19 protein-coding genes are annotated in these 23,993 nt (G+C 49.4%); 1 reads left to right on the top strand and 18 read right to left on the bottom strand.

Annotation, left to right across the window (positions count from 1 at the left end):
- Positions 1-41 precede the first annotated feature (41 nt).
- The 9 genes from priA to ACQ5BJ_RS09615 all read right to left on the bottom strand — a co-directional run bounded on the left by priA (position 42) and on the right by ACQ5BJ_RS09615 (position 12,506).
- Positions 42-2,684: a primosomal protein N' gene (priA, locus tag ACQ5BJ_RS09655; RefSeq protein ID WP_430110341.1), complete on the bottom strand. Its 2,643-nt coding sequence runs from the start codon at positions 2,682-2,684 to the stop codon at positions 42-44.
- Positions 2,685-2,697: 13 nt separating this feature from the next.
- Positions 2,698-4,032 carry a bifunctional phosphopantothenoylcysteine decarboxylase/phosphopantothenate--cysteine ligase CoaBC gene (gene coaBC, locus ACQ5BJ_RS09650; protein ID WP_430109929.1) on the bottom strand — a complete coding sequence of 445 codons (1,335 nt, stop codon included), beginning with the start codon at positions 4,030-4,032 and terminating at the stop codon, positions 2,698-2,700.
- 272 nt (positions 4,033-4,304) lie between these two features.
- Positions 4,305-4,523: a DNA-directed RNA polymerase subunit omega gene (gene rpoZ, locus ACQ5BJ_RS09645; protein ID WP_065290281.1), complete on the bottom strand. Its 219-nt coding sequence runs from the start codon at positions 4,521-4,523 to the stop codon at positions 4,305-4,307.
- Positions 4,524-4,668: 145 nt separating this feature from the next.
- Positions 4,669-5,247: a guanylate kinase gene (gene gmk, locus ACQ5BJ_RS09640; RefSeq protein ID WP_005548258.1), complete on the bottom strand. Its 579-nt coding sequence runs from the start codon at positions 5,245-5,247 to the stop codon at positions 4,669-4,671.
- 13 nt (positions 5,248-5,260) lie between these two features.
- Positions 5,261-5,521: an extracellular matrix/biofilm regulator RemA gene (gene remA, locus ACQ5BJ_RS09635; RefSeq protein ID WP_005548256.1), complete on the bottom strand. Its 261-nt coding sequence runs from the start codon at positions 5,519-5,521 to the stop codon at positions 5,261-5,263.
- Between the two features lie 36 nt (positions 5,522-5,557).
- Positions 5,558-6,442, bottom strand: coding sequence for a YicC/YloC family endoribonuclease (locus tag ACQ5BJ_RS09630; protein WP_005548243.1), 885 nt, complete (start codon positions 6,440-6,442; stop codon positions 5,558-5,560).
- Between the two features lie 32 nt (positions 6,443-6,474).
- Positions 6,475-8,379 carry a bifunctional homocysteine S-methyltransferase/methylenetetrahydrofolate reductase gene (locus ACQ5BJ_RS09625; protein ID WP_430109933.1) on the bottom strand — a complete coding sequence of 635 codons (1,905 nt, stop codon included), beginning with the start codon at positions 8,377-8,379 and terminating at the stop codon, positions 6,475-6,477.
- A gap of 265 nt (positions 8,380-8,644) precedes the next feature.
- Positions 8,645-9,475 (bottom strand): diaminopimelate epimerase, encoded by an 831-nt coding sequence (gene dapF, locus ACQ5BJ_RS09620; protein WP_005548239.1) that lies wholly within the window; start codon positions 9,473-9,475, stop codon positions 8,645-8,647.
- Between the two features lie 193 nt (positions 9,476-9,668).
- A complete protein-coding gene (locus ACQ5BJ_RS09615) occupies positions 9,669-12,506 on the bottom strand; it encodes a calcium-translocating P-type ATPase, SERCA-type (RefSeq protein ID WP_005548237.1) in 2,838 nt (945 codons plus the stop codon).
- A gap of 330 nt (positions 12,507-12,836) precedes the next feature.
- On the opposite strand from ACQ5BJ_RS09615, the gene ACQ5BJ_RS09610 reads away from it, so the two are divergent.
- Positions 12,837-14,660: an Rqc2 family fibronectin-binding protein gene (locus ACQ5BJ_RS09610; RefSeq protein ID WP_005548235.1), complete on the top strand. Its 1,824-nt coding sequence runs from the start codon at positions 12,837-12,839 to the stop codon at positions 14,658-14,660.
- Positions 14,661-14,795: 135 nt separating this feature from the next.
- On the opposite strand, the gene ACQ5BJ_RS09605 is transcribed toward ACQ5BJ_RS09610, so the two are convergent.
- The 9 genes from ACQ5BJ_RS09605 to ACQ5BJ_RS09565 form a co-directional block, all read right to left on the bottom strand.
- Positions 14,796-15,743 carry a PHP domain-containing protein gene (locus ACQ5BJ_RS09605; protein ID WP_430109937.1) on the bottom strand — a complete coding sequence of 316 codons (948 nt, stop codon included), beginning with the start codon at positions 15,741-15,743 and terminating at the stop codon, positions 14,796-14,798.
- The gene (locus ACQ5BJ_RS09600) at positions 15,740-16,654 is read right to left on the bottom strand and encodes a selenium metabolism-associated LysR family transcriptional regulator (RefSeq protein WP_005548231.1); all 915 of its coding nucleotides are present in this window, start codon (positions 16,652-16,654) and stop codon (positions 15,740-15,742) included. The genes ACQ5BJ_RS09605 and ACQ5BJ_RS09600 overlap by 4 nt, the downstream gene beginning before the upstream one ends.
- A gap of 199 nt (positions 16,655-16,853) precedes the next feature.
- Positions 16,854-17,291, bottom strand: coding sequence for a hypothetical protein (locus ACQ5BJ_RS09595; RefSeq protein WP_040736017.1), 438 nt, complete (start codon positions 17,289-17,291; stop codon positions 16,854-16,856).
- A gap of 202 nt (positions 17,292-17,493) precedes the next feature.
- Positions 17,494-17,757: a YlbG family protein gene (locus ACQ5BJ_RS09590; protein ID WP_005548226.1), complete on the bottom strand. Its 264-nt coding sequence runs from the start codon at positions 17,755-17,757 to the stop codon at positions 17,494-17,496.
- A 27-nt stretch (positions 17,758-17,784) separates the two neighbouring features.
- Positions 17,785-18,204, bottom strand: coding sequence for a YlbF family regulator (locus ACQ5BJ_RS09585; RefSeq protein ID WP_040736092.1), 420 nt, complete (start codon positions 18,202-18,204; stop codon positions 17,785-17,787).
- 89 nt (positions 18,205-18,293) lie between these two features.
- Positions 18,294-20,273, bottom strand: a complete 1,980-nt coding sequence (locus tag ACQ5BJ_RS09580) for a helicase-associated domain-containing protein (RefSeq protein WP_289355005.1) — start codon at positions 20,271-20,273, stop codon at positions 18,294-18,296.
- Positions 20,233-21,939 carry a DNA repair helicase XPB gene (locus tag ACQ5BJ_RS09575; protein WP_005548221.1) on the bottom strand — a complete coding sequence of 569 codons (1,707 nt, stop codon included), beginning with the start codon at positions 21,937-21,939 and terminating at the stop codon, positions 20,233-20,235. The genes ACQ5BJ_RS09580 and ACQ5BJ_RS09575 overlap by 41 nt, the downstream gene beginning before the upstream one ends.
- A gap of 164 nt (positions 21,940-22,103) precedes the next feature.
- Complete coding sequence (locus ACQ5BJ_RS09570; protein WP_005548219.1) at positions 22,104-22,529, bottom strand: CBS domain-containing protein; 426 nt, start codon at positions 22,527-22,529, stop codon at positions 22,104-22,106.
- Positions 22,530-22,712: 183 nt separating this feature from the next.
- Positions 22,713-23,903, bottom strand: coding sequence for a M20 metallopeptidase family protein (locus ACQ5BJ_RS09565; protein ID WP_430109942.1), 1,191 nt, complete (start codon positions 23,901-23,903; stop codon positions 22,713-22,715).
- Positions 23,904-23,993 lie beyond the last annotated feature (90 nt).

Raw genomic sequence — 23,993 nt, 5'->3', positions numbered from 1 at the left:
ATTCACCGCATATGGTAATAACCCATTCTTTATATGAATCCCTACATCATCATTTGCGGATCGATATCCACATTGAACCATACATCTTGTTCTTTAGATACCGTGTCGAACTCCTTCATCGCTTCCGCCATCAAGGAGGACAAATCCGCCTCCCCCTTGCTCTTGATAATGCATTGGAATCGATAGCGATTTTTAATACGCGGGATCGGAGAAGCAACGGGCCCCAAAATCTCAATCGCGTTACCCGATCCATTTTGTGCATGGAGCCATCCCCGCTGCTCAGCCAACTCCTTCAGCCTGTGTGCAGCATTTTCTGCGACGCGCACCAGCAGCGGCAGCTGTTCATGGGTCATAGAGAGAAGGGCTAATCGGCAAAATGGGGGAACCATTTGCTGCCGCCGATGCCTAAGCTCTTCCGAAGCGAACGCAGCGTAATCATGCTGCGCAGCATGGATAATCGAGTAATGCTCCGGAGCATAAGTCTGTACAACCACTTCACCTGGAAGTTGATGTCTCCCTGCACGACCTGCAACTTGCGTGAGAAGCTGGAACGTCTTCTCTGCAGCGCGGAAGTCCGGCATATGCAGTGCAGAATCCGCAGCGATAACGCCTACCAATGTCACATATGGAAAATCAAGTCCTTTCGCGACCATTTGCGTCCCAAGCAGTACGTCTGCTTTTCGTTCGCCGAACTGGGCAAGCAGACGTTCATGCGAGCCCTTCTCCGTCGTCGTGTCGACATCCATCCGAATGACACGGATGCCTGGAAAGCGCTTGGCAAGCTGCTCTTCCACGCGCTGCGTTCCGGTTCCGAAATAACGTATATGCTCGCTTTCACAAGAGGGGCAGATAACCGGCGCTCGTTCCGCGTAACCGCAGTAATGACAGCGCATATGCCCTGACTTCATATGATAAGTTAATGAAATATCGCATTCTGGACATTGAGCAACATATCCGCATGTTCGACACATGACAAACGTGGAGTAACCACGGCGATTCAACAGCAGAACAGTCTGTTCCCCCCGCTCTATCCGCTCCTCCAGCGCCTTTTCCAGCGGAGCGCTGAACATAGAACGATTGCCAATCTTCAATTGCTCGCGCATATCAACGATTGTCACTGGAGGAAGCTCTCTTCCGCCGACGCGCGTCGGCATGGCCAGCGGAGCCAAATCCCAAGCAGGCGGCTCAAGTCCTGACGGCGGGACTTCATACCCATGAAGCTTGGCCGCATAATACGTCTCCATGGAGGGCGTCGCCGAACCGAGCACAACAACAGCCCCATGCAGCCGCGCCCGCTCTATGGCAACGTCACGGGCATGATACTTCGGTGTTTCTTCTTGCTTATAAGAGGTTTCATGCTCTTCGTCCATAATGATGAGACCGATATGCTCAAATGGGGCAAATACCGCCGAACGGGCGCCAATCGCAACCTGTACGCGCCGTTCTCGAATTTTCCTCCATTCATCATAACGCTCCCCTTGAGATAGGCGACTGTGCATGACAGCCACCTTCGAGCCAAATCGACCCTTAAAGCGCTCCACCATCTGGGGCGTCAGAGATATCTCCGGTACTAATACGATAGCTTGTCTTCCAGAACGCAGACAACGATCGATCGCCTGCAAATAAACTTCTGTCTTGCCGCTCCCCGTAACGCCGTGCAGAAGAAATGTCTGTGCATACTCCTTATCCAGCACTTCCGTAATTCGGCTCAGAACGCCCTGCTGCTCTTCTGTTAGAGCCAGGGGCTGCGTAGGCTTGAAGCGCCGGTCTGCATATGGATCACGCAGAACCTCAACCTCATCGACGACTACCAGGCCTTTACCTTCCAGAGCTTTAACCGCAGAAGCATTGAGCGAGCGAAGCGGAAGTTCTCCGCCGAATTCAAGAAGCTGGTAAAGCAATTCCTGCTGGCGGCGGGCACGAGAGCCAATTTCCACAGCCGCTTGTTCAGCCTGTTCCGGATCGACAGCCAGACTCACTCGCTTCAGCTTCTTCACACCGATTCGATCTTTAATGCGCTCTGTCTCCACTAGCCAACCATGCTGCAGCGCCTCTTTGATCAGAGCAGCAGCATCTGGAAAAACTTGCAACAGCTTATCAGCCGCAATCGGCTCATGCCGATCCACATAGGCAAGCAATTTAGGGGTTAAGCTGTCGGCCAGCAGCTTATGCGGCATCAGCGCAAGCTGATCAGGAAGCTGCATGTCTACGTTTGAATGATCTTCATGCAGCCGTGCATGATGCATGTACAGCACCGCATCCTCACCAAGCTGTACGGCTTTCTCCCGCTTGCCCTTCATTGCTCCTGGGATCATAACCTGCAGCGCTGCCGTTAGGGTGCATACATAGCGATCACTCATCCACTGTGCGAGCTGGACCAAATCAGGAAGCAGCGGAGGAACAATGTCAAGCAGCTGCTGGATTGGCTTCAGTCTTGAAATCGGCACGTCCGTCATATCTGAGAGCCCGATGACAAATCCCTGCACAGTTCGTCCGCCAAAGGGAACTCCGACCCTGCTGCCGATTTCCAGCCAAGCCTTCATCTCCTGAGGAATTGCATAATCAAATGGACGATTCGTTGCCTTGCTGGGCACATCAACAATGACCTGAGCCACAGAGCTGTGAGATCCTTCACCCAAGATCGTATCTCCCACCGTTTGGAACAATGGTTGATGTTCAGACATCCAGTCATGTCCGCTACTCAATCGGATGCACCTCTTCAGTGCGTGCCTGTGCTCTTACCGGATCATTCATTCTTGACGCAGCAAGCTGCAATATCCGCTTGGCAACCCCGCTCTTCGCCATGAGCGGAACCCGTTCTACGAGACCTTCCGCGTCATAGATCGATACCTCATTATTATCAGATCCAAATCCACCTTCAGAGCGAGATACATCGTTTGCTACAATGAGATCAAGCCGTTTGCGGCGAAGCTTGTCTGCAGCATGCTGATCAACATGCTCCGTTTCGGCAGCGAACCCAACGAGGAATTGTTTCGATTTTTGACGCCCAAGCTCTTCTAAAATATCTGGATTCCGTTCCAATTCAATAACAAGGCGCTCCCCTGTCTTTTTCAACTTCTGTGGCGCCCGATTAACAGGGCGATAATCTGCTACCGCAGCCGTTTTTACGACAAGATCGATTTCAGGGTAGCGGCTCATCACTGCCTCGTACATATCCTGTGCAGATTCCACACGGACAAGCGTTACTCCATCAGGCGGGCATACCTGTGTTTGGCCTGCAACCACGATAACCTGAGCTCCCATATTTCGAGCTGCCTCCGCAATCGAAAATCCCATTTTGCCGGATGAATCATTCGTAATATAGCGAACAGGATCAATGCGTTCAATCGTTCCACCAGCTGTAACGAGTACCTTTTTGCCATACAGCAGTTGTTCTTCTTGTGCTGCAGCTTCTGGCGTTCCACCTAAACGATTCAAGGCTGCGCTTGCTGTCGAGCTATTCAAGCTAGATTCAACGGAAAGCGCATTAGAAGCCATCCACTGCTTGAGCTGTTCAATGATATGCTCAGGCTCCGCCATTCTTCCCTTGCCCGTATAGCCGCAAGCAAGAAGGCCCTCTTCCGGTTCGATGAACTGTACCCCGCGTTCGCGCAAAATCGACATATTGTTCTGAACAGCAGGATGGGTATACATATGTACGTTCATCGCTGGCGCAACAATGACAGGCGCTGTTGTAGCAAGCAGCGTTGTTGTCAGCATATCATCAGCAAGTCCATGTGCCATCTTTCCAATTACATTTGCCGTTGCCGGCGCAACCAGAACCAAATCCGCCCGATCCGCCAAGTCAATATGCGATACAACCGAGGCATCCCTCTCATCAAATGTATCTGTATATACAAGCTGACGAGATAAGGTTTGGAAAGTTAATTCCGCTATAAACTCCGTAGCAGATTTCGTCATAATGACGTGAACCTCTGCGCCTTCTTGCTTAAGCTTGCTGCATAAGGCAGCAGCTTTATAAGCGGCAATGCCTCCAGTAACTCCGAGCACTATCGTTTTCCCTTGCAACATTGTAACCCGCCTTTCCGTTCAGCCGATGCGGCTTTCGTCGCTGATCGTTCGTGACCGCCACACAATTCATCCGGTCAACATAGTCTCTGAACGTTAAATTTCTTTTAGGAATGATTGCTCACACAGCAGCACCTCGTTCCCTCACGTTGAAAAAAATAACAACCTTGCGGTTGTTATCCATTTTCATACATGTATGAATTTCCGTGCTGCGTGCACCGCCAGTTATCTAACTTAGTTTATTATCTAGCGTTCAGCTCATTGCACTACAGTGCTTATTCACCTGGCTGAAGTTGGCTATGGTCTTGCTCTGTGTGAATATAATCGCCATAAATTTCTTCCAAGGCTACGCCCACTTGTTTATGGGATTTCGGGTTTTTCAACTCTGTACGTCCGCCCTCACGCAACTGGCGTGCGCGACGAGAAGCGGCAACTACTAAAGAATATTTACTGTCAACCTTTTTCATCAATTCATCAATGGAAGGATAAAGCATGGTTCAGCACTCCTTTTTTTCATATCCTCGCTTCTGACAAACATCCAGCAGACAATATATGCCGTCTATCTGCGCTTTAGAAGCTGCTCTCTTCTAGCAACCGTGACAAGGCACACTTCCTATTGAAAGTGCGCCTTGCTGCAGTTTATTCATTAGTCTTAATCTTACAATGTTCGGCAATGATGATGCTCTCTATACGCTTGCATGCAAGATCAATCTCATCATTCACGACTGCATAATCGTAGTTCTCCATTAACGCAATCTCTTCAACAGCTACGTTCATGCGGGAATCGATAACATGCTCCTGCTCTGTGCCGCGTCCGCGAATGCGATCCTTCAGCTCGTCGAGCGACGGAGGAAGCAAGAAGATGAATATTCCATTTGGGAACTTCTCCTTCACCTTCATTGCGCCCTGCACTTCGATTTCCAAAATTACATCCCGGCCTTCGGCCAACTTCTGTTCCACGAAGTCGCAAGGCGTTCCGTAATAATTGCCCACGTATTCCGCATATTCAAGCAGGCGATCTTCCTCAATCATCTGCATGAATTCCTCGCGTGATTTAAAGAAATAGTTAACCCCGTCTACTTCGCCAGCACGCGGCTTGCGTGTCGTTGCAGACACGGAGTAGGTAAGATCGTTGGTCTTCTTCAATAAAGCTTTGCATACTGTGCCTTTGCCGACGCCAGACGGGCCGGATAGCACGATTAATAACCCCTTCTTCATCTTCGTCTCCATCTTATTCGTCGTTGTCGTCATCCTTTGTAGATAGACGGTGAGCTACCGTTTCAGGCTGTACTGCGGACAATATGACATGATCGCTGTCCGTGATAATTACAGCACGCGTACGCCGACCATATGTAGCGTCTATAAGCATATGACGGTCTCGAGCCTCTTGAATGATTCGCTTAATTGGAGCCGATTCCGGACTCACAATCGAAATGATACGGTTGGCAGATACGATATTACCAAAACCGATATTAATTAGCTTAATCGCCATTACAGGTCCTCCCTCTACTTTCGAGCGCTCCTAAAATTATTCAATATTCGCTGCTTGTTCGCGAATTTTCTCCAGCTCCGCTTTCATTTCCACGACGCGGTTCGTTATTTCCAAATGATTTGCCTTGGAGCCGATGGTGTTCGTTTCGCGGTTCATTTCTTGTACAAGAAAATCAAGCTTGCGTCCTATCGCTTCATTACTTCCGAGCAGTCGTCTAAACTGTTCGAAATGGCTCTTCAGCCGCGTCAATTCTTCATCAATGTTAGAGCGTTCCGCAAACAGTGCCACTTCCATTGCGAACTTATGTTCATCAAATGGAAAGCTGGCATCCAACAGTTGTTCGATACGTTGTTTCAGTTTCGCTCGATAATCGGTCACAACGACCGGAGCCCATTCTGTGAGTTCCATATGAAGCAATTCCAACCGGCTCAGTCGTTCCGCCAAATCTCGGTTGAGGTGGCTGCCTTCCATGGCGCGCATCTTGCACAATCCGTCCATTGCTTCCAGCAATCCTGATTCCAGAGAAGCAGCAAGCTCCTCCTCCGACCAAGAGGTTAACTCTCTAACCGTAAACAAATCAGGAAGCGAGAGCATGTCGGTAACCGACAAATCTCCCGCTACACCATACTCACTTTGAACTATTGCAGAAGCCTGAAGATACGCCTCGAGCGTATGCCGGTTCAATTCTACTACCGACTTGACTTCACCATTCTGCTCCTTATTGATATACACATCGATTCGGCCGCGGCTAACCTTCTGCTGAACGATGCGCCGAAGGCGATCCTCATAGCATGTCCACTCCTTCGGCAAGCGAAGCACAGCTTCGCAGTATCGATGGTTGACAGATTTCGCTTCAAACGTTATCTTATAACCGCCAATCTCGCGGTTAGATTGACCGTAACCAGTCATACTATAGACCACGGGCACCACATCCATTACCCTATTTTAATTGATTATGTCAGACGATACAAGGGGTCTGCTTGGCGTTCCGCTTTTTCCCATACATACTGGGTCAATTCAGCCGTCATTTCATAGAACATGAACGGCGTCATGAAGTAGATGCCCTTAAAATGGGTAAGCGCGACATCCAACAGCTCCTTCGCGATAGCAACGCCTTCCTTCCGTCCTGCTTCCCCTTCTAATCCGTTCATTCTTGTGCGTACATCATCAGACAATTGAATGCCAGGAACCTCATTGTGAAGATACTCTGCATTCCGTCCGCTAGCCAGCGGCATAATTCCGATAAATACAGGAACATCGAGATGTTTCGTTCCCTCTGCTATCCGTTCGATCAAACCAGCATCATACACGGGCTGCGTCATAATATAATCCGCGCCTGCCTCGACTTTCCGTTCTAATCGAGCAATTGCCTTATCCAAATGCTTCACATTCGGATTGAAGGCGCCCCCAACGACAAAGTTTGCCTTCTGCTTCAACGGCTTGCCCGAGAATGCCAAACCGCTATTTAATTGTTTGATCATCCGTATGATCTCGAAGGAAGTCATGTCGTACACCGAGCTCGAATCGGGAAGATCTCCGAATCGGGCAGGATCTCCGGTTACGGCGAGCACATGGTCAATACCTAAGGCATGCAGTCCCATCATGTGAGATTGGGTTCCGATGAGATTGCGATCTCGACATGCAATATGGACAAGCGGGCGAATTCCGATTTTATCAAGTGCCATATAGCCGAGTGCCATATTGCTCATTCTTGTAACGGCAAGCGAATTGTCCGCCAAAGTAAGAGCATCAACCCCCGCCTCTTTCAATATTTGCGCACCCTTCATGAACTTCGATATATCCAGATCGCGAGGCGGATCCAGCTCTACAATGACCGTATGGCGGGATCGTACCATGTCGACTATCGATTCTTCTGCATCATGCCCATGCCCGCAGCCGTCGAAGCAAGCAGCACCGTCAGGCCAGTGCAAGGATTCCGCTTCCTCTTCGATGCCAATGCTTTCCGCGGGTTGTACAGGAAGCTCCGGAACCTCCACGTCATGCAGCGCTTCTACAATGGCTGCTACATGCTCAGGCGTTGTTCCGCAGCAGCCGCCGATAATCCGGGCACCCATCTGTACGAACTGAACCGCGCTCTGCGCCATATATTCTGCAGTAGCCACGAAATTGTAGCGGCCATCGACATAATCAGGGAGACCCGCATTCGGAAATGCGGACAGCGGCAGGTCAATACGTCCTTGGACACCTTCCAGTGCGCGCAGCACGCCATTTGGACCCATGTGGCAGTTCAGGCCAACTACATCGGCGCCATCATCTCGCAGGACGCGGAAGGCCTCAAGCAAGCTTTTCCCGTCCTTTGTTCTCCGAGATTCTTCCACGGCAAACTGACATATAACAGGAACATCATGATCCAGCTCGCGCACAACTTGCAGGGCGAGACGCATCTCCTCCAGATCATAAAATGTCTCGAACATAATCCCGTCAACGCCTTCTTCCAGCATGGCGGACAACTGTTCATGATAATCCCGAATGACTTGATTCGTATGGACATTCTCGCGTTTCCCTGCTCGAATAGAGCCCAGCGCACCTATGACATAAGCACGATCCTCCGCCGCTTCGCGAGCAAGACGGACAGCCGCTCTATTAATATCCTTTACAAGATGCTCTTTGCCATGTCTATACAGCTTCTCACGATTCGCAGTAAATGTATTCGTCTCAAGCAATTGCGCACCTGCATCCACATACTGCTTATGGATATTGCGGACAACATCCGGATCACTAACATTCAGTATTTCATATGAGATGCCTACAGGATACCCAAGTTGATACAAATACGTCCCCATTGCACCATCGCCAATTATGATCTGCTCGCGCAGCGCTTCCCGAAAGTTCTTCATCCTGTCTCGCACCCCAATCTCCCATCGTTGGTGAATCCTCTGTGTATAGTGGTAACTCGCTTAGTAAACATTCTATCAAGAAACCGCGGTTCATCAAGTAAAATCGCCTATTTTATTCCGCCTTTTTTGAAAAAACTCAGAAATTCCACCAAAATACTAAGAAATGATTGCCCATTCTGCCTATGTAAAAGGGCCAGCCGCATCATTTTTGCAGCCAGCCCTTGCCTACGCATAACCGATTTTGGATTCGCTTGTTACTCGTTCCTTACTTCCATTCTCCTTCAAATACAAACGTCGCCGGACCTGTCATATAGACATGGTTATCCGCTGGATTCCATTCTATAAATAAGTCCCCTCCAGCAAGGGATACGGTTGCCGCCCGGTCTGTCAGTCCATTCAGCACACTCGACACAAGCGTAGCGCAAGCTCCTGTTCCGCAAGCAAGCGTTGGCCCAGCCCCACGTTCCCACACCCGCATCGTGACATGATCGCGAGTATCGATGGAAGCAAACTCAACATTGATGTTCCGCGGAAAATAAGAATGACTTTCCAACAATGGACCCCAAGCGTGTATATCAAATGTTGCCGCATCATCCACAAAGATGACACAGTGCGGATTGCCCATCGATACCGCCGTAAATGAAAATGCATGGCCGCCTGCTTCAATCGGCTTGTCAACGATTGTCGCTTCATCAAATATGGTCGGTACCCGTAGCCCATCCAGCACAGGCTCACCCATATCTACGCGCACAGCATGGACGCTTCCATCCTGGCGAATGATTTGTACACGCTGGATACCTGCCCGAGTTTCAATCGTCAACTCATCCCGATTAACGAATCCATGCGCTACAACATAAGTCGACACGCAGCGTATCGCATTGCCGCACTGTTCAGCTTCTGTTCCATCTGAATTGATAATTCGCATCATCACATCAGCAGATTGGGAAGGCAATATATATACAAGACCGTCTGCACCAATTCCGAAGTGGCGATCACAGACTGCAATCGCCAACTCCGATACGTTAGCTGGGAGCTCCTGCTCTCCATAGACAATTACAAAATCATTGCCCAATCCGTGCATCTTCGTAAATTTCATTATAATCAACCTTTCTTACGGCAAACTCAGTTTGCATTATTAACCGCATTGATCCTATTTATAACAATACAAAGTTTACCGTATCAAGGCTGTTCAATCTATAAACCTAGTGGAAAAATTTTTGTACTATTCGCATGATTCACATTTATACCGACATTACATTACGGAAGTAATGGCACAAGTAGCAGCAACATCACGCTGCTCTACGGTTAGACGTATATGCAGGTTTAGCACCGCTTGGACGTCCCGGTTTCGTGCCGGTCAGCACAGATCCGATGCCCATCAAGAAAGTTGGTATGCCGGCCATGACGAATGTAATCGCCCAGTCTCTAAAGTTAAGTGGTACCGTTTTAAATATTGGCTGCAAAGGCTCAATGTAAAGCACGCCAAGCAGAAGAAGAAGCGATGAGGCCACTGCCAGCACCAAATAACGATTTTGGAAAAAATTCCGATGGAAGATTGAACGAGAACTCCGGCAATCGAATACGTGAATGAGCTGAGCAAGCACGAGAGTCGCGAACGCGACCGATTGAGCCTTTGTAAGCTGCGCAGCACTGTCTGGATTCACACTCCATGTGAGCCAAAATGCAATCAGTGTGCACACCCCGATCAAAATACCGCGGCTAATAATTTTCCAGCCCAATCTGCGTGAAAAAATGCTTTCCTTTGCGGAACGCGGCCGATGCTCCATCAAATCCTTCTCCGGCTGATCAACGCCAAGCGCCATTGCCGGCAGACCATCGGTCACCAGATTCACCCACAGAATCTGAATCGGTACCAGCGGTAGAGGTAGCCCTAATATCATCGCAAGGAACATCACCAAAATTTCCCCAACGTTCGATGCCAGTAAGTAACGAATAAATTTTCGAATATTTTCATAAATGCCGCGGCCCTCTTCAATAGCAGCTACAATCGTAGCAAAGTTATCATCACTTAAAATAAGCGACGAGGCCTCTTTCGTTACATCGGTACCTGTTTTGCCCATTGCAATTCCAATATCCGCTGCCTTAATCGCCGGCGCATCATTGACGCCATCACCCGTCATCGCAACTACATGCCCGTTGCGCTGCAAAGCCTTAACTATCCGCAGCTTATGCTCAGGCGATACCCTCGCATATACATAAGCATTGTCCACAACCTTATCCAACGCATCGTCATCCATCATTGCCAGTTGTACCCCGCTCATCGTCAACCCACCGCGAGGAATGATTCCAAGCTGGTTGGCAATCGCTTCAGCGGTCATCTGATGGTCTCCGGTAATCATCACCGTCTTAATTCCAGCACGTCTGCAAACAGCGATAGCTTCTCTTGCCTCTCGGCGCGGCGGATCAATCATGCCGGCTAAGCCTGTGAACACGAGTTGAGCTTCTACTGCGTTTTCGTTTTCTTCATTCTCTCTTGGCTTCATTTCGCGGTAGGCAAGCCCGAGCACACGCAGTGCCTGCTTCGCCATCGCCTCGTTAGCAGCTAATGCCTTTTGCTTCAGCGTAGCCGTAAACGGAACGACCTTGCCGTCCCAAAGCGCATAACTGCAGCGCTCCAGCAACACGTCAGGCGCGCCCTTAACCAACACGAGGCGGCCGCCCTGGTGTTTCACAATGACAGACATACGCTTCCGATCCGAATCGAACGAAATTTCTCCAATGCGCTCATACGCAGTTGATAGCGATTGCGGTGTCATTCCAAGCTTCGCTGCCAGCACGAGCAGCGCTCCCTCGGTCGGATCCCCTTTAATATCCCATATCGGCTTAAGCTCTTCTTTCTCTTTGTCTGATGCTTGCTTGCCGCCCTTGCCTTTCTTGCGATCAGACAGTACAGAAGCTTGATGCTCGGTTGGATAAGATTCGATAATGGTTGCATTATTGCACAGGGCACTAATTTGCAGCACGCGGCGCAGTGACTGATCATGCTTCAAATCAAGCTGTTTGCCCTGCTCCGTAATTTGTCCCATCGGCTCATAACCTTCGCCGCTAACCTCAAGTGAACGACCGCCTGTCCAAATGCGGGTAACGGTCATCTTGTTTTGAGTAAGTGTCCCGGTTTTGTCTGAACATATTACAGAAGCGCATCCAAGCGTTTCCACAGATGGAAGCTTGCGCACAATAGCCTTTCGCTTTATCATTCGCTGTACGCCTAGTGCAAGCGCAATCGTGACTATAGCCGGCAAACCTTCAGGAATCGCAGCAACAGCCAAGCTGACACCTGCCAAGAACATCGTCATTGTCGGTTGTCCATGCAAAATCCCAGCTACCACAACCAGTACCGTTACCAGCAAGGCTACGACAATCAAAATTTTGCCTAGCTGCTCGAGCCGGTGCTGAAGAGGGGTATCCATCGACTCCGTATTCTCAATTAGATCGGCGATTTTCCCCATCTCAGTGTCCATACCCGTACGAATAACAATGCCCTTACCAGAGCCCCGCGTAACCATCGTCCCCATAAAGCCAATATTTTTCATATCCCCTAGCGGAAGTTCTTCCTTGTCTATCGGCCTGGAATGCTTGCCGACCGGTACGGATTCACCTGTTAACGCTGATTCCTCAACATAGCAGCTATGTGTCTCAATCCAGCGAATATCGGCAGGTATACGATCTCCACTCTCCAAAAACACGATATCTCCGGGCACAAGTTCACTCGCAGGCACATTGCATAACTGCTTATTGCGAAGAATGTTAGCGGTAGGTGCAGACAGCTGCTTCAACGCGTGCAACGATCGCTCTGCTCGGAATTCTTGAATGAAACCAAGCACGCCATTCAGCGTAATGATTGCAATAATTGTTATAGCATCAAGATACTCTCCAAGTATCCCAGATACGAGCGTTGCGCCAGCAAGCACCAGCACCATGAAATCCTTAAACTGGTTCAAAAATAACGTGATCGGCGAGACACGCTCTCCCTCTGCCAGTTCATTCGATCCAAATCGTGTATGGCGCGCTGCCGCTTCTTCGTCAGAGAGCCCTTCTTCCCGGTGGACTCCCAGCGTTTGAAGCAGTTGCTCCGAGGATGACTGGTGCCACTTCATTTGATCCATGGTTCTTACCCCTTTCCATTACCGTTATTGTTCCATAGGGAAGCCTTGCGAAAGTGTCCAAGCAGATACCCTCTACGCTAAAGGTATTCGGACGAGTCCGAAAATATCCCAACGATCCAATAGACACTTAAGTTTTGATCGAAAATATGGCATGATAGGAGTTACAAACAACACACATTGGCTCAGTCATACGAGCTTTTGTTTTAACACGAAGGATGATCGATTCCCTTAGTAGCGAGGGTGCCATTTGCCCGTATCCTCATGCAGCAAATCTTGCTGCGGCGGCCTTGCTGAGAAATTGAATATAAATAAGATAGGAGCTTTAATACGATGTCATTAGATGGAATTGTAACCCGTGCCCTTGTCGATGAGCTGCAACAGACGATAGGCGCCCGCATTCATAAACTATATCAACCTACCGAACACGACCTGATCCTGCATATCCGAACTGGCGGGAAAAATCGTAAATTGCTGCTCTCTGCCAACCCGACGTATCCGCGCGTTCACTTTACGGAGCATTCTTATATGAACCCGCCGGAGCCGCCAATGTTCTGCATGCTTATGCGCAAACATTGTGAAGGAGGCGTTATCGAGAAAATCGAGCAGATTGGACGAGAACGCATTTTGCATATTACCGTTCGTTCTAGGGACGAGTTGGGAGATGAATCACAGAAGAAGATTATTATTGAGCTGACTGGCAGACACAGCAACATCATTATCGTCGATCCAGCATCTTCTACGATTATTGATGGTATTCACCATGTAACACCTGCTATTAGCAGCTTCCGCATTATCATGCCTGGGTTCGCCTACACGGCACCGCCAGAGCAGCACAAGCTGGATCCGCTGTCTGTAGAGCCATCCGTCTTTGAATCTTTATTTTTGGAACACATCGAAGCTTCACCTGAACAAATTATCGATTTCAAATTTTTATCCAAATGGCTTGTGCAGCACTTCTCCGGTGTAAGTCCACGACTGGCTGATGAGATCGTCTGGCGTACAGGCCTGTTTACTGCACTAGATGGCCAAGAACTGACGGAAGCTACAGCAGAGCAAGAACCGCGTACGCCTCATACGGTGGTTCTCCGCTTGCATGAAGTATTTTTACAGGCAATGGACGATGTCTCTCAACAACGGTACAAGCCTACTTTGCTTGTAGATCAGCGAGGCAAAACTTATTTTTCTGCGCTGGAAATTACCCATATCAACGGCGAGACTCAGTCTTTTGATACGATGAGTGAATGTATGGAGCATTTCTATGGGGACAAGGCCGAACGCGATATGATTAAGCAGCGCGTCGGGGATTTGTTCCGGTTCCTGCAGCAGGAGCATGCGAAGAACACGAAAAAATTAGACAAGCTGGAGGAGACGCTGCAAGATGCGCAAGATGCTGATCGATTCCGCATCATGGGAGAGCTGCTGTTTGCTTCCCTGCATATGATCTCCCGAGGCGACAACGAAATTACGCTTATTAACTATTACGATGAGAACGGTGCATCCATCACGATCCCGCTTGACCCGCTGCTTGCCCCTTCAGACAATGCGCAGCGTTATTTCAAGAAATACAATAAAGCTAAAAACAGTATTGCCGTGGTACAAGAGCAAATGACAGCCGCGCGGGAGGAAAATCGCTATTTCGAGACACTGATGCAGCAGCTTGAGGATGCAACTGTGCAAGATGCACAGGAAATGCGAGAGGAACTTGTAGGGCAGGGCTATTTACGTGATCGCGGCCGCAAGGATAAGCGGAAGAAGAAGGATAGTCGCCCAACGGTATACTGCTATACTTCATCTGAAAATATCCCAATCTATGTGGGAAAAAATAATTTGCAAAACGAGTACGTAACCAATCGTCTCGGCAAACCGAATGATACTTGGCTGCATACGAAAGATATACCAGGGTCACACGTCGTCATCCGCAGCGAACAATTCGGAGATGCGACTCTAGAAGAGGCTGCCCAACTCGCGGCCTATTTCAGCCAAGCGAAGCACTCCAGCCAGGTGCCTGTCGACTATACGCTTATCCGCCATGTGCGCAAGCCGAACGGAGCCAAGCCTGGATTCGTCATCTATGAGCGGCAGAAGACGCTCTTCATCACGCCTGACGCCAAGCGCATTGAAAGCATGAGCCTAACAGTCAAGCAAGGCGGCTAATCACTCCTTTGCGCCATAGCGGCCTTGAAATACAAAAAAAGACCTGCTAAGTCAGCAGGTCTTCTTCTCTATACGACGATACGAAAATAGTTTGGGGTATACAATCAGCCCGTTTATTTTCAACAGTACGAGCATTCAGCTACTGCGCTCCGCCCGAACACGCTGTGCCCGCTCTTGCAGCTCGCGAACCACATCCGTCTTCACACGGCGGCCGCCCAATGCTCCGTGGAATACATCTCCCTTGCGAGCTCCGTGGAAGTCAGAGCCTGCAGTCTGCAGTAAGCCCCTCGCACATGCCATTTCTTTATAGCGCTTAGCATCTTCTGCAGAATGATCCGAGTGCCATACCTCAATGCCGTCCCATGGGGCTGCATCCAACAAGCGAACGACAAGATCATCCCGATGATAAATCCCAGGATGGGCCATAACCGCAGCGCCGCCGGCATCGTGAATCCATGCAACTGCCTCCTGCGGACGAATGCGAGGAGGGTTCACATACGCCTTTCCTCCAGCACCCAGATACTCGTCGAAAGCCTCCTTCATATTTTGAACAATTCCTCGGCGAACTAAGGCATCTGCAATATGAGGACGCCCTACTGTCTCTCCAGGAGACAGCGGCCGTCCCAGTTCCGACACCACTTCTTCCATCGTGAGCGGGATTCCCAGCTCCGTCAGCTTCGCAACGAGCATTTCATTGCGACGATCCCGAACTGCTCTAAGCTCAGCCAGCCGCTCCAGCAGCTTTGTATTCGAAATATCCAGGAAATAACCGAGCACATGAATATCGATACCGTCTTCAACCGTACTAATCTCAACACCAGGCACGACTTGAACACCATATTGCTCTCCAGCAGCAACCGCCTCCGGCACACCCAGCACGGTATCATGATCGGTAATCGCTACAGCATGCAGACCGGCCAAATAGGCAAGCTTCACATTATAAGCAGGCGTTGTCATCCCGTCTGATGCAATTGTATGGGTATGCAGATCCGCGCCACCGTGCTCCTCACTTGAACCTCCCGCTCCTTGTGGAGCGTATAACATGGTCTCCTCTACTTGAATGTCGTCAGATCTCTTATTCATCTTATCAGCCCCTTATCATGTCGATTGCGAAGCATTGTCAGCAGCGCTGTCGCAGGCAGTGACAAAAGATCAGCTTGAGCATGTACCGCATAAAATTGCCGTTTCACACTTACCTGTCGGATACGAACAGTCTTCACCAACCCTAACGCCTCCTCATGCCGCACAACAGATGGTGACAGCATCGTTACCCCAATTCCTGCCTCAACGGCCGATTTCACAGCTCCCGTACTCCCCAGTTCCATGACTACATGAAGTCTTTCCGGTTCAATTCCGAGACGCCGAAGCGCTTCCTCCATAACAATTCGTGTACCGGATCCGATTTCCCGCAGCACAAATGGATAGGACAGAACATCCTCAAGCTTTACTTCATTTGCTGCGGCCAAAACATGATCCCGAGGTACGACGAGCATCAACTCGTCTTCCATGATTGGTTCAACGTGTATGTCGTGATCCGCCACTGGGGCCTCCACAAGTCCAAGATGTAATTGTTGACTGCGAATGCCATCTACAATTTGCGAGCTGTTCATCACCCGTAATTGAATATCCAATTGCGGGTGCAGCTTGGCAAATTGACCGAGGATCGGCGGCAAAATATATTCACCAATGGTCAAACTCGCCGCAAGCACAAGTTTGCCATGCAAGTCGAGTGTGTAATTCGACATCATTTCCTCTGTTTCACGAACAAGCTCCATACAACGATGTGCATAAGGGAACAGCTTATGGCCCGCCTCAGACAATTGCAGCTTCTTCGTAGAACGGTGCAGCAGCTTTGTGCCGAAATACTCTTCCAATGCCTGAATCTGCATCGTTACTGCCGGTTGCGTCATATGCAGCGCTTGTGCCGCAGCCGAAAAGCTTCCTCTTGTTGCGACGTTGTAGAATATATGCAGCTGATGAAAATTCAACCCCATACGCCTTTCCCCTCTTTCCTGCTTCCTAGCCTCTATTATAGCGTAAAATTGCGCGATTCCATAAAACATGTATCTCATCCGATGCTCCATCTGCAGGCATTGCAGATCCAGCTGTCCGGGGCTATTGTCATAAACATATCAAAAAAGCCAATCAGATGATCTGATTGGCCTAGTGTGTATGTGTGATCCATCGAAGCATTCATCTATGCTTGCGGCTGTTCTTCACCAACGTCATGCGCCGCGAGTGCCGCAGCCATGAATAATAAGTCTTTAAATCACGCAGTTCCATCGTTTCCGACATTTTGCCGAGAAACGTAACGATGATCATCTTGGATAACGGATCGCCCGCCAAATCAAACTCCGTGTCAGATTCCACGAACTCTGCTACCACGACCAAATCATCATCAATTAAGAACACGTCCTGCTCATTGCGATAGTAAGAAATGATCCGATTCTGCTTCAAGCTGTCCCATATAAACGCCGCTATTGATTCAACATCCGCCTCTTCCTTCGCGATACGGTCAATCCAGCGGGATCGCGCATGATTCGTTATGACAACATTGGCTACTTTCTTATCGCCTAACAACACATAGAAAGGTTCATAGGTGCTCCATCGATTCATTACTTTATCTCTCATTGGCTTCACCACTCTCCACCATGTTAGGTCTTTTTATCTATGTATATATACCCATTATATTACATGATGTGTCAACTGTTCTCAAGTTCAGGAATGAACTTTTTCACTCATTTTAGGAAAACTTTAACATCAAAATCGGATTTTGCAAAAAAATAGCAGACCCCTCCAACACACGGAGTGGTCTGCATATCCGTTACTACCATTACATTCCGTAAAAACGAGTTTTATCTGGAACATCCTTGCTGTATTCCGTTTTAATCTCGTTGCGATACGAGCGCTCGATTTTCTTTACATAATTTAGGCGCTTCATATTTTTAACTGTATCTTCCGCCTTTTCCGCGTTCACGTATAAGACGGCATATTGCATTTTCTTTGACACATAATGAAGCGTCCCATATTTATCCAAGTTACGAGCAGCCTTCACATCGCTTACCCATACGATATACCCCGTCCGTTCAGGAACCATAACACTTGCCCTCCCCCTGCCGTTCTACTAGGAACAGCTGCTGCAACCACCGCTGCATCCGCCGCTACCACATCCACCCTTCGGCTGTGGATCATTGCTCGGCACCTTGATCGTTTCAGACACGGCAAGAGCAATTGTTTCTGACAAGTGATGCAGCAGCTTATCAACTGCTTCCTCGGCTTGCTTGAATTGATATACTGCTTCTATAGACTCCAGCTCTTGTTGTACAGCGAGCACTTCATCCTTTGCCTTATGATAATCGGGATGGAAGTGGCCGAACCGCTCCGCCTCTTCGAAGCGTTCCTTCTTGCGGGCAAATTCGCGTACGAGCTGCTTTACCTGCTCATTGCCTTCCATGCGTTCTTTCCACATCACATAATCGGCAACCTCTATCGACTGGTTGATCATGTCGCCTAATTCATATGCATTGGTGAGCAGAACGGCCATATCGGCAACATCTTGTTTTTCTTCTATTGGCACGTTATCACGCTCAATTCTTTGTAGAGTAGTACGATGAGGGACAGAGCAGTCCAACCCTACAGCAGCCCCTCGGGTACGATCAAGCGTACCCTGTCCCACTTCTCAGGAGACAATTGAACCGGCTTGTCACTTGACAAGCAAGGCAGCACGTAAGCCGTTATCGCCCAGCCCAGGTCATCAGAACTTGTTGAGGTCAACGGAACAATTACCTGTAATCTTCCCTCTTCCTCAACTTCAAGCTGTGTCTGATGCCGGATAGCAGCCATCACCATATCCCGCTTCGTCGAGGTATGATAGGATCGCAAAGCCTTCGTCCACTGGCCGGAAATATCATTATAACTAGCCTCTTCTGCATCTTGTGCGAGTAAACCGGTATCCATTTCATAATACTGCAATGAGGATGGACTGTAAACTGGCCCTTTAAGATCCGCTTCCTCCGCCACTTGCCCATGATTCCCATCCTGCCACAGCTTCGGCATACGTCTTCGTTCCTCACCGCCCCAGCGCTTTAAGGGCGGCAATTCGAAACGAATCAGTTGACTCTCAACCTCATCCACATGATCTCGATCTACAATGTAATCTTCAGAGCTTATTGGAACAAGCCAGTTCCTGAGCACCTCGGAACTTTCCATCGCTGATTGCACAGCTTGGGCCGTATCCGAGTCTGCACAACGAAGAAGAACCACTTCCGAGAACTGAATTCTTCCGTATTGTCGCCCCCACATTTCGATAGCGTCACGTACTGGATCCGGCACCCCAGTCAACGAACACCTCTCTAGGAAGGAGAGAACGGATTGAACCGACCGACCGTGCTCCAATCCGTTTTCGAACGATTCGCGGGTAAGACGATAGGTATCCATCTGGTCGGAATTCCATAGCTGGGCAAATACCTCCAATTCGAAGCGGATGAGAAACGAAGCATGAGGAGGCACCATAATCTCGAAATCCGGTTGTACAAATAGAACCCGTTCCTGTTCATCCTCTTCTTGATACACAGTGCGGAACATCCAGCAGTCATCAGCTTCCCCGACATCGCACAGCCCTAATGCATGGGATGTACGCAGCCACTCCTTTATTTGCTGCCGCACTGTGTCAAATGTGACATTCCCAATATCGAGCCATCCGAGATCACGACAGGCATGTCCGACAATTTCATCCGAGCTCCACTTACCCATCCTTCCGAAATGGAGCACCGCATATGCAACATGTCTTATCAATGCCTCATTTGGTAAATAGTGCTCAATGACAACCTCGGCAATTGCCCGCAGCGCTTCCTGTGAAGGCAAGTTGAGCCACTTTTTCAATTGGTCGTTCTCCACTGTATAGCTTGTTGCATCTTTGCGCAGCAGCCCAAGTCGAAGTGCCGTATCAAGCACAATGGCTACATGTATCGGCATCGACTCAGCGAAAGGTATTTTGACGTTCCAGCCAGCAAATACCTGTCCATGCAGACAAAGCAAGGAATCGAGCCTTGAGATCGCCCTTTTATGCAGTACTCCCTTGGCCGTAAGAGGCAGTCCTTCATTCAGCGCATACACAAGGAGTTGGAACAAGTCCCTCAACATTCCCTTGGAGGATTCTACCGATATGACATTGCTTCCATCAAGGGGTTGAAGTGAGTACAGCCATTCATCTCCTGACTTCGTCCCCTTGGACTGAGGGACATTTTCCAAGTCCATTCTATCTAATCGAAATGCAAGCAGGCGCTCATAAACATCCTTAGGAATAAAAAAGAGCCGTTCTCCCCAGGTTGTCCGCACACTCGCCAATAAACCTGATTTCAATAATGGGCCGCAAGCGGCACGCAGCATTGCACCTGTTGCCATAGGACCGTGCCATTTGCGCAATGCGTCTAATGCGAAAGGAAGCGTAGCCGTTCGATTGAACATGACATCATACGAGGCTCTATGCTCCTCCGGCAGCGCTGCATAAGCCTCGACAATCTGAACAGGATTGTCGCTGAATTTTTGCCATTGCTGGCTGAATGAATGCTCCTTATTTTGTTCCATTCGCTTCCATAGTTGATACGTATTCATGACAGTCCTCCTGCTGCTCAATTGCATATTGATACCCTTGCTCTACTAGAAACCGCTGCCGCTTCATCGCATAATCCCGTTCCTTTGTATCCTCGCTTACGACCGAATAGAAACTGGCTTGTCTGCCATCCGCCTTGGGACGAAGCAGCCGCCCAAGCCGCTGGGCCTCTTCTTGTCTCGAACCGAAGCTTCCTGACACTTGAATAGCTACCGTTGCATCCGGCAAATCTACAGCAAAATTAGCAACCTTGGAGACAATAAGCACCTCTATCGAGCCTTGCTTGAACTGAGCATACAGCTGCTCACGTTCTTCTTGCGGTGTTTTTCCTGTCAGTACAGGTGCTGACAAAGATTGTGACAACCGATCCAACTGCTGCAAGTATTGTCCGATAATCAACGTTGGAAGCTTCGGATGGCGCTTCAAGATCCGCTTTACCGCTTCTATCTTCAATTCATTCTCTCCAGCGATCCTTGCCTTATCTCGCTCTCCCGCTTGAAGATAATACTTCCTGCCTTCCTCTGACAAAGGCACTCGCACTTCCACGCAATCGACCTCTGCGATCCACCCGTCCTGCTCCAGCTCCTTCCAGGGCAGTTCGTACCGCTTTGGGCCAATTAGGGAAAATACATCCCGTTCGCAGCCATCTTCACGGACGAGCGTAGCAGTCAAGCCAAGCCGCCGTGTGGCCTGCAAATCAGCCGTCGTGCGAAATACCGGAGCCGGAAGCAAATGTACTTCATCATAGATGATCAACCCCCAATCCCGCTCATGGAACAGGTGCATATGCTGGCACTCACGTTCTTTATCCTGACGGTAGGTCATCATCTGATAGGTAGATATTGTAACAGGTCTTACTTGCTTGGATTTACCGGTATATTCACCAACTTGTTCATCCAACAATGTCGTCCGGGTTAAAATCTCCCGCTTCCACTGCTTCACGGAAGTCGTGTTCGAGGTTAGAATTAAGGTCTCGCTTTGTAATTCTGTCATGGCGGTTATTCCAACGATCGTTTTGCCCGCCCCACACGGCAGCACAATGACGCCATCTCCAGCTGCACGCTTCGCGCTGCCGATAAATGCCTGCACAGCTTCGCGCTGGTAATCCCGTACTTGAAAGCCCCCCTGCTCTTTCAATTGAAAATCAAGCGGCTCTCCATCTCTGTAACCAACCCTGTCCACGATCGGATACCCAGCATTGGCAAGCGCTCGCTTCAAGCGGCCACGGTGCTTCGCTAATATCGCTACAATTCCATCCTGCGGCTTCCCTGTAAAAAGTCTGCCTACCTCCCGATCCGATAGCATCCGATCCAACACTTTAGGATCCTTGGCGTGCAGGGTGATGCTCGCATCTCGCTCTTCTCCATGCAGAACGAATAAGCCATACCGCCCCATCCACATCGCGATCTCTTGCTTGACCTTTACAGGAACAGGGTATGTCGCATATGTATCCAGCACCGCGCATACCATCTCCGCAGTCTTCCCGCTCGCCGCAGCATTCCACAGCGTGATTGGGGTCATACGAAAGGTATGGAGTCCTTGCGGATGCTTCATTAACTCTGCAAATCCTAGTAGGGCACGGCGAATGTCTGAATAACTGGTAGACTGCGCATTAACCAATATCGTCATATCCTGCTGCACAACAAGTGCAAACGTCTCTCTTGCCATTTGTTGCACCTCCCCTCGTTTTCTTCATCAATCAAGTCAAACTATTTCACCTAGTGTAAAGCTGTATTCCAACGCCCTTCTTATGAGGCCGCAGAATGCAAAAAAGTTCATCTCTCCCCTATAGCAGAAGACGAGATGAACTGTTCCTGTGTCCTTAACTAGCCCTAATGTGTATAAGGCGATTCAGATATCTCGCTGAGCGCCTGACCTGCTTCATCGGCGAACGGTGTCCGCTTCGCTAGATCACCGATCGATACGATTCCTACGAGCTTGCCGTTCTTCACTACAGGCAGTCGGCGAACCTGCTGCTCAGCCATTAACGCTGCTGCTTCATCAATCGTCGCATCCGGCGATATACTAACCAGTTCTTCTGTCATAATATGCGAAATGCGCGTCGAGCCTGGGTGCTTGCTCGCAATCCCGCGCAGCACCAAATCCCGATCCGTTACTGCCCCAACGAGCCGTTCACCATCTACAATCGGAATAAATCCCGTATCATATTGCTTCATTTTGACGGCTGCCTCATAAATGTTGTCCAATACTGTGCATGTGGCACAGGTTGTCGTCATTACCTCTTGTACCGTTGACATCAGCATCCTCCTATTCAGGCATAGGATGCCCCAATTGGCGAAACATATCCAAGCGAGCCAATCACTTCTTCGGCATAGTGCGATCTAATGCTCATTCATTTTAAATATCAGCCATTTACATGTTTTTACTACAGATTAATCCCGTTACGTATTCTATACTACTATATCACATGCAGCCAATGGTTACTTTTGCTCGGCTAATGCATCCATTGCTAATCCGATTAACATTTGCCCCGCAATCAGCATGGCAGACTCCTCAAAATCGAACTTCGGATGGTGGTGTGGATAACGAGCATGATCCTCATTTCCCGCTCCTACAAGTACGAAGCAACCCGGTATCTGCTTTACATAATAGGCAAAATCTTCAGCAGGCATCATCATTTCTGCTTCCCGAACGCAATCTTGACCGACCACTTCATCTGCAATGCGGAATACGCGTTCAGCCTCGCTGCCATCATTAACAAGTGCTGGATAGCCAACACGGAATTCCATCTCATATTCGGCTTCATGCATCGCGCACGTCAGCTCTACAATACGTTCGAAGCGCTGCCGTAGCAGCTGTCGAACTTCTGGATCGAAGGAACGAATCGTCCCCTTCAGTTCAGCTCGATCAGCAATAATATTCTGTGTCGTGCCTGCCTGAAGAGAGCCCACAGATATAACAGCCGGCTGAAGCGGAGATACATTGCGGCTCACAATCGACTGCAGCTGCTGTACAAGCGATGCCCCAATAAGGACGGCATCCGTACATAAATGCGGCATCCCCCCATGACCGCCCTTCCCTGCAATCGTCAAGCGGAAATCATCTACAGCTGCCATCATCGATCCTTCGCGTGTAGCTACAATGCCTGTAGGAATCGGCGTCCACAGATGAACGCCATAGATCCGATCCACACCTTCGAGCGCTCCATCACGAATCATCGCCTGGGCCCCGCCAGGACTAACCTCTTCCGCAGGCTGGAACAGCAATCGAATTTCTCCCGTCCATAGGCTGCGCTGCTCTGACAACACTTTGGCTACCGACAGCAGCGTAGCTGTGTGCCCATCATGACCGCATGCATGCATGACGCCAGGAACCTGTGAGCGATAATCGCACTGCTTCTCATCTTGAATCGGAAGCGCATCCATGTCTGCGCGCAGAGCAACGACAGCACCATCGCCGTTGCGAATCCGGCCTATCAGACCATTTCCGCCAATGCCGGTTTCAACCTCAATTCCGAAGGAACGCAACTGATTCGCTACAAATGTGGCTGTTTTCGACTCTTCATAGGACAGTTCCGGATTCTGATGCAAATAACGCCGCCATGCGATCGTCTGCTCAAACTGTGTTGACAAAGCTTCCTTCCATAAGGACGATGCTTGAGACACACTCATCCTTCTCTCCCCCTACCTTCACATTTCCAATATTGTACCATACCCCCGTAATCTACCGTAGATATCTTTGCATGATTTTGACCGATGCGC

The organism is Paenibacillus sp. B1-35, assembly GCF_050474385.1.
Classification (GTDB): Bacteria; Bacillota; Bacilli; order Paenibacillales; family Paenibacillaceae; genus Paenibacillus_B; species Paenibacillus_B alvei.
Note: the sequence above shows the minus strand (reverse complement) of the source record. Positions and strands in the feature narration are given on the sequence as shown.